5 protein-coding genes and 1 pseudogene are annotated in these 6,948 nt (G+C 72.7%); 5 read left to right on the forward strand and 1 reads right to left on the reverse strand.

All coding sequences use genetic code 11. The features are described from left to right. Positions 1-16: 16 nt before the first annotated feature. The 3 genes and pseudogenes from ACSNN9_RS27065 (at position 17) to ACSNN9_RS27075 (ending at position 2,811) form a co-directional block, all read left to right on the forward strand. Entirely contained in the window at positions 17-1,654 is a 1,638-nt protein-coding gene (locus tag ACSNN9_RS27065; protein WP_436676095.1) for an ABC-F family ATP-binding cassette domain-containing protein, read from the forward strand. 38 nt (positions 1,655-1,692) lie between these two features. Continuing rightward, positions 1,693-1,938 (forward strand): annotated as a pseudogene (locus ACSNN9_RS27070) (hypothetical protein); the annotation flags it as partial. Positions 1,939-2,085: 147 nt separating this feature from the next. Next, positions 2,086-2,811, forward strand: a complete 726-nt coding sequence (locus ACSNN9_RS27075) for a methyltransferase domain-containing protein (protein WP_436676096.1) — start codon at positions 2,086-2,088, stop codon at positions 2,809-2,811. Positions 2,812-2,853: 42 nt separating this feature from the next. Here ACSNN9_RS27075 and ACSNN9_RS27080 read toward each other — a convergent pair whose 3' ends face one another. After that, complete coding sequence (locus tag ACSNN9_RS27080) at positions 2,854-3,861, reverse strand: LacI family DNA-binding transcriptional regulator (RefSeq protein ID WP_436676102.1); 1,008 nt, start codon at positions 3,859-3,861, stop codon at positions 2,854-2,856. 136 nt (positions 3,862-3,997) lie between these two features. Between ACSNN9_RS27080 and ACSNN9_RS27085 the strand changes: the two genes are divergently transcribed. Both ACSNN9_RS27085 and ACSNN9_RS27090 read left to right on the forward strand, forming a co-directional pair. Further along, on the forward strand, positions 3,998-5,512 hold the full coding sequence (locus ACSNN9_RS27085; RefSeq protein ID WP_436676098.1) for an alpha-N-arabinofuranosidase: 1,515 nt from the start codon (positions 3,998-4,000) through the stop codon (positions 5,510-5,512). Positions 5,513-5,570: 58 nt separating this feature from the next. Further along, positions 5,571-6,899 (forward strand): ABC transporter substrate-binding protein, encoded by a 1,329-nt coding sequence (locus ACSNN9_RS27090; RefSeq protein WP_436676100.1) that lies wholly within the window; start codon positions 5,571-5,573, stop codon positions 6,897-6,899. The last annotated feature ends 49 nt before the right edge of the window (positions 6,900-6,948 follow it).

Below are 6,948 nucleotides of genomic sequence, written 5' to 3' on the forward strand. Positions count from 1 at the left end.
ATAGGGTCGGGCACTGATGAGCGCGACGATGATCGTCAAGGGGCTGGCCGCGGGGCACGGGGACCGGGCACTGTTCGCCGGGCTGGACCTGGTGGTCGCACCGGGGGACGTGGTGGGGCTGGTCGGGCCGAACGGGGCGGGCAAGTCGACGCTGCTGCGTACCCTCGCCGGACTGCTGCCGGTGGAGGGCGGCAGCGTGACGCTCAGCCCGCCCACGGCGAGCGTCGGGCACCTGCCGCAGGAGCCCGAGCGGCGGCCCGGCGAGACCGTGCGGGACTTCCTGGCCCGGCGCACCGGGGTCACCGCCGCGCAGGCGGCGCTGGACGCGGCGACGGTCGCGCTCACCGACGGCGCGCCCGGCGCCGACGACGCCTACGCCGAGGCGCTGGAGCGCTGGCTCGCCCTCGGCGGGGCGGACCTTGAGGAACGGGCCGAGCAGGTGGCCGCCGAGTTGGGCCTCACCGTCGACCTGGAGCACCCGATGACCGGCCTCTCCGGCGGCCAGGCGGCCCGGGCCGGGCTGGCCTCGCTGCTGCTCAGCCGCTACGACGTCTTCCTGCTCGACGAGCCGACCAACGACCTGGACCTGGCCGGCCTGGAGCGGCTGGAGGAGTTCGTCACCGGGCTGCGCGCCGGCACGGTGCTGGTCAGCCACGACCGGGAGTTCCTCGCCCGCACGGTCACCCGGGTGCTGGAGCTGGACCTGCATCAGCAGCAGGTCCGGCACTACGGCGGCGGCTACGCGGGCTACCTGGAGGAGCGCGAGGTGGCCCGCCGGCACGCGCGCGAGGACTACGAGGAGTACGCCGACACCCGGGCCGGCCTGGAGGCGCGGGCGCGCACCCAGCGGGCCTGGATGGAGAAGGGCGTGAAGAACGCCCGCCGCAAGGCCACCGACAACGACAAGATCGGCCGCAAGTTCCGCGCCGAGGCGACCGAGAAGCAGGCGGCCAAGGCCAAGCAGACCGACCGGCTCATCGAGCGGCTGGAGGTGGTCGAGGAGCCGCGCAAGGAGTGGGAGCTGCGGATGGAGATCGCCGCCGCGCCCCGCGCCGGCGCCGTCGTGGCCTCGCTGCGCGACGCCGTCGTACGCCGGGGCGGCTTCACCCTCGGCCCGGTGACCCTCCAGATCGACTGGGCCGACAAGGTGGCGGTGACCGGGGCGAACGGCTCCGGCAAGTCCACCCTGCTCGCCGCCCTGCTGGGCCGGCTCCCCCTCGACTCGGGGCACGCCGCGCTCGGCCCGGGCGTGGTAGTCGGCGAGGTGGACCAGGCCCGGGGACTCTTCCTCGGCGACGTGCCGCTGATCGACGCGTTCGGCGCCGCCGTACCGCAGCTGTCGCCGGCGGACGCGCGGACGCTGCTGGCCAAGTTCGGCCTGCGCGCGGGGCACGTGCTGCGGCCGGCGGCGACCCTGTCGCCGGGCGAGCGGACCCGGGCGGCGCTGGCGCTGCTCCAGGGGCGCGGGGTGAACCTGCTGGTGCTGGACGAGCCGACGAACCACCTGGACCTGCCCGCCATCGAGCAGCTGGAATCGGCGCTGGCCAGCTACCCGGGCACGCTGCTGCTGGTCACCCACGACCGGCGGATGCTCGACGCCGTGACCACCAACCGGCGGCTGCGGGTGACCGCCGGGCGGATCGCCGAAGATTGATCCGTGCCGACCCGCTCGCGGCGGGTGAGAATGACCTCATGCTCAAGTGGGAGTACGCGCTGCTGGTCCGCCGCCGCCAGGCGGCCACGAACGACATCGGCTGGGAGGTCGTCTTCGTCTGGTACGGCCCGGACGGCTCCATGGTCGACGTGACGCCCTACGGCGACACCGCGCTGGCCCACCTCAACCGGGCCGGCGACCAGGGCTGGGAGCTGGTCGCGATGAGCGAGGACCCGTCCCTGCCCGGCAACAACGAGCTGCACCGCTACCACCTCAAGCGGCCCAAGCCGGCCGCCCCGCCGCCCCGGCAGCGGATGCGCGGCGGCGGACGCCCGCGCCGGACGATCAGCGGCTGACCCCGCCCGCCCTCCTCCGGTCGTCCTGGCATAACGGCCGGGGATCGGGGTATCGGCCGGCGGGAGGTGGCCCCGATGGTCGCGCTGGCACAGCACCCGCCCTCGGCCGAGCGGCTGCGGGCGATCGACGGATTCCTCGCCGAGGCCTGGGTCGACCAGGCCCGGCACGACGACCGGCTGCGCGACCTCGCGGTCGAGGTGCGCTTCGACCGGGGGGTGGCCCACGTCGGCGGGGAGGTCGCCGAGGAGGCCGAGCTGCGGCTGGTCCGGGACCGGGTCGGCCGGCTCGCCGGGGTGCTCGGCGTCTGGTGCCGCGTACGCGTCGGCGGTCGCCACCCGGTGGTGGTCGACCTCGGTTGCGGCGCCACCAAGCAGTGGCCGGGCAACCTGGGGCTGGACATCTTCCCCGCCCCGGGGGTGGACGCGGTGGCGGACCTCTCCGGCTCGCTGCCGCTGGCCGACGACTCGGTGGACGTCTTCTTCGCGGTGCACATCCTGGAGCACCTGATCGACTTCCTGCCGCTGGTCGACGAGTGCCACCGGGCGCTGCGGCCGGGCGGCGTGCTGCACGTGATGAGCCCGTGGTGGCGGCACGTGAACGCCGTCGCCGACCCGACCCACGTCCGGCTGCTCGACGTGCAGACGGTCAAGGGGATCTGCCTCCAGCGCCCGCCGGGCACCCCACGCTGGTATCCGCTGCACGTCGGCTGCGACGGCGCGTCGATCTTCGCCGACCTCACCCCGCTGCCCGCGGACGCGGACGGCCCCACCCCCGCCCACCTGGCCCGCTTCTTCGACTGACGCCCACCCCCACCTGCCCGCGCCGCCTGCCCGCGCCGAGGGTCAGCGGCCGAGGGTGCTCTCGCGGGGGGCCAGGCGCCAGGGGGCCGAGAGCTCCCGGGGCGGGGCGGTGCGGTCGCCGTCGATGCGGCCGGCGAGCAGTTCCACCGCCAGCCGGGCGATGCGCTCCTTGTCCGGCGCGATCGTGCTCAGGGTGGGCACGGAGAAGCGGCCGTCCTCGATGTCGTCGAAACCGGCCACCGCCACGTCCTCGGGGACCCGCAGGCCCGCCTCGTGCAGGGCGCGCAGGACGCCCAGGGCGAGGGTGTCGTTGAAGCAGAAGACCGCGTCGGGACGTACGCCGGAGGTCAGCAGGCCGCGCATCGCGGCGGCGCCGTCCGCGCGGTGCCAGGCCGGCGCGGGCGCCACCAGCCGCTCGTCGTACGCGAGCCCGGCGTCGGCCAGCGCGGCGGTGTAGCCGGCGAGCCGGAGCCGGGCGCTGGCCCCCTCCGGCGTGCGTTGCGAGCCGATGGCGGCGATCCGGCGGCGACCGAGACCGGCCAGGTGGGCGGTGATCTCCCGGGCGGCGCTCACGTTGTCGATCCCGACGTGGTCGGCGGGGCCGTGGTCGACCCGCTCGCCGAGCAGCACCATCGGGGTGCCGGCCAGCCCGGTGAGGTCCTCGGCGGTGAGCGCCAACGGGCTGAAGATCAGCCCGTCGATCAGGTGCTCGGTGATGCCGGACGCGACCACCCGCTCCTGCTCCCGGCCGCCGCCGGTCTGGTCGATCAGCACCGTCCAGCCCAGCTCGGCCGCGGCCGTGACGACGTGCCGGGCCAGCTCGGCGAAGTAGGGGATGTCCAGCTCGGGAACCGCGAACGCGATGACCCCGGTGCGCCCCTTGCGGAGGTTGCGGGCGGAGAGGTTGGGCCGGTAGTTCAGCTCGGCGATGGCCTTTTCGACCCGGGCGCGGGTGTCGGGCCGGACGTGCACGTAGCCGTTGACCACGTTGGAGACGGTCTTCACCGACACGCCGGCCCGCTCCGCCACGTCCTTGAGCCTGTGCCGCACCACGTCGCCTCCCCCCATGGGTGCGCACTTTACCGCGTAGGGGCCTCTTTACAACGTTGCTTACAACGTTGTAGAAACCAGGAGCACCGGGTGACCACGGTCACCCGGGACCGGCAACGAGGAAAGGTGGCACCCCTTGCGGACCGCGCAGCTCACCATCGACCCGGCCTTCGCCGTCGGACCGGCCGACCGGCGGCTCTTCGGCTCGTTCGTCGAGCACATGGGCCGGTGCGTCTACGGCGGGGTCTACGAGCCCGGGCACCCCGCCGCGGACTCGCGGGGGCTGCGCCGCGACGTGCTGGAGCTGACCCGTGAGCTGGGTGTGTCCGTGGTCCGTTACCCCGGCGGCAACTTCGTCTCCGGCTACCGGTGGGAGGACGGCGTCGGTCCGGTCGGCGACCGCCCCCGCCGGCTCGACCTGGCCTGGAAGACCATCGAGACCAACGCCTTCGGGCTCGACGAGTTCATGACCTGGGCCGCCGAGGCGGGTGTCGAGCCGATGATGGCCGTCAACCTCGGCACCCGCGGCGTGCAGGAGGCCTGCGACCTGCTGGAGTACACCAACCATCCGGGCGGGACCCAGCTGTCCGACCTGCGCCGCAAGCACGGCGCCGAGGAGCCGTACGGGGTGCGCCTCTGGTGCCTGGGCAACGAACTGGACGGGCCCTGGCAGGTCGGCCACAAGACCGCCGACGAGTACGGCCGGCTGGCCGCCGAGACCGCCCGGGCCATGAAGATGATCGACCCGTCGATCAGCCTGGTCGCCTGCGGCAGCTCCAACCGGACGATGTCCACCTTCGCCTCCTGGGAGGCGACCGTGCTGGAGCACACCTACGAGCACGTCGACTACATCTCCGCGCACACCTACTACGACCCGTCCGACGGCGACCGGGCCAGCATCCTGGCCTCCGCCGTCGACATGGACAACTTCATCCGCGAGGTCGTCGCCACCGCCGACCACGTGGCCGCCAAGCAGCGGCACCGGCGGAAGCTCAAGATCTCCTTCGACGAGTGGAACGTCTGGTACCAGTCCCGCCTCCAGGCCGACCTGGACCGGCGCGGCTGGGTCGAGGCCCCGGCGCTGATCGAGGACGACTTCACCGCCGTCGACGCGGTGGTGGTCGGCGACCTGCTGATCACCCTGCTGCGGCACGCCGACCGGGTCGGGGTGGCGTGCCAGGCCCAGCTCGCCAACGTGATCGCCCCGATCCGCACCCGCACCGGCGGTCCCGCCTGGCGGCAGAGCATCTTCCACCCGTTCGCGCTGACCGCCCGGCACGCCCGCGGCACGGTGCTGCGCACCGAGCCCGTCGGCCCGACGTACGAGACGAAGCGGTACGGCGAGGTCCCGGTGCTCGACACCGTCGCCGTGCACGACGAGGAGACCGGCGAGCTGACCGTGTTCGCGGTCAACCGGGGCGAGACCGACCTCCCCCTGGACATCGACCTGCGCGGCCTGCCGGGCCTGTCCGGTACATCCCACCTGAGCCTCGCCGCCGGGGTCGACCCGACGGCGACGAACACCGAGGCCGAGCCCGACCGGGTAAGGCCCCGGCAGCTGCCCGACCCCACCACCGACGGCGGCCGGTGCTCCGTGCGCCTCCCGGCCGTCTCCTGGAACGTGCTGCGCTTCTCCCCCGTCGGTGGCTGACACCGCACCGGTCCTGAGCAGGCACAATTCATCCCGTCCCCCAAGGAGCAAAATCCCCATGATGCAGAACGAAATGAGCCGGCGGCGCCTGCTCAGCCTCGGCCTCGGGCTCGGCGCCGCGGCCTCGCTGACCCTGGCCGGTTGCGGCGGTGGCGACGACGACGCGGGCCCGGCGGCCGGCAACGGCGGCAAGGACTACACCGGTCCGAAGGTGGACCTGAAGCTGTGGAACGGCTTCACCGGCGGCGACGGCGACATCTTCAAGGCGCTGGTCAACCAGTTCAACACCGAGCACCAGAACATCGCCGTCTCGATCGCCACGTACCAGTGGGAGGACTACTACAACAAGCTGCCCGGCGCGGCCTCCAGTGGCAGCGGCCCGGACATCGCGGTCATGCACATGGACCAGCTCGCCACGTTCGCCGCCCGCGGCGTCATCACCGAGCTGGACGACGTCGCCAAGACCCTGGAGCTCTCCGAGGGCGACTTCGCCCCCACCGTCTGGAAGGGCGGGCTCTACAACTCCAAGCGGTACGGCATCCCGCTGGACATGCACCCCCTCGGCTTCTACTACAACAAGGGGGTCATGCAGAAGGCCGGGCTCGACCCGAACAAGCCGCCGACCACGAAGGACGACTACACCGCCGCGCTGACCGAGCTGAAGAAGTCCGGGGTGCAGGGCTTCTGGGTCAGCCCGTTCCAGTTCACCGGCGGCATGACCTTCTACTCCCTGCTGCACCAGTGGGGCGGCAGCGTCTTCGACGCCGAGGCCACGAAGGCGACCTTCAACTCGGACCAGGCCGTCGAGGCGTGCACCTGGCTGACCGACCTGATCAAGCAGGGCCACTCCCCGGCCAACGTCGGCCAGGACGCCGACTACCTGGCCTTCAAGAGCGGCAAGAACGCCTTCAACTGGAACGGCATCTGGCAGATCAACGACCTGAAGAAGAGCCCGGACGTCCAGTGGGGCGTGGCGCCCCTGCCGCAGATCGGCACGCAGCCGGCCGCCTGGGCCAACTCGCACAACTTCACGATCGTCAAGCAGCGGGCCAACGACGCCAACAAGGTCTCGGCGGCGAAGGTCTTCATCAACTGGCTCAGCCAGCACTCCCTGGACTGGGCCAAGGGCGGCCAGGTCCCGGCCCGCAAGGCCGTCCGGGACAGCGCCGACTTCAAGGCGCTGACCGAGGTCAACGCCCTCGCCCCCGAGCTGGAGTACGCGGCCTTCCCGCCGGCGGCCCCGGGCCTCGGTGAGGTCATGACGACCTTCTACAACTCGTTCAACGAGGCGGCGCTGGGCAAGAAGTCGCCCAAGCAGGCGCTGGACGACGGGGCGGCCAAGGCGAACAAGCAGCTGGAGGACAACCGCAAGAAGTACGGGAGCTGAGCTCCCGTGGCGGACGTGATCGAGGCGGGGGCGGCGCGTGGTGACGCGC

It is taken from the genome of Micromonospora sp. URMC 107 (assembly GCF_051386315.1).
Lineage (GTDB): Bacteria > Actinomycetota > Actinomycetes > Mycobacteriales > Micromonosporaceae > Micromonospora.

Excerpts from the sequence above, each read along its gene's own strand:
- ACSNN9_RS27075 (WP_436676096.1), top strand. The coding sequence starts at position 2,086 with ATGGTCGCGCTGGCACAGCACCCGCCCTCGGCCGAGCGGCTGCGGGCG.
- ACSNN9_RS27065 (WP_436676095.1), top strand. The coding sequence starts at position 17 with ATGAGCGCGACGATGATCGTCAAGGGGCTGGCCGCGGGGCACGGGGAC.
- ACSNN9_RS27090 (WP_436676100.1), top strand. The coding sequence starts at position 5,571 with ATGATGCAGAACGAAATGAGCCGGCGGCGCCTGCTCAGCCTCGGCCTC.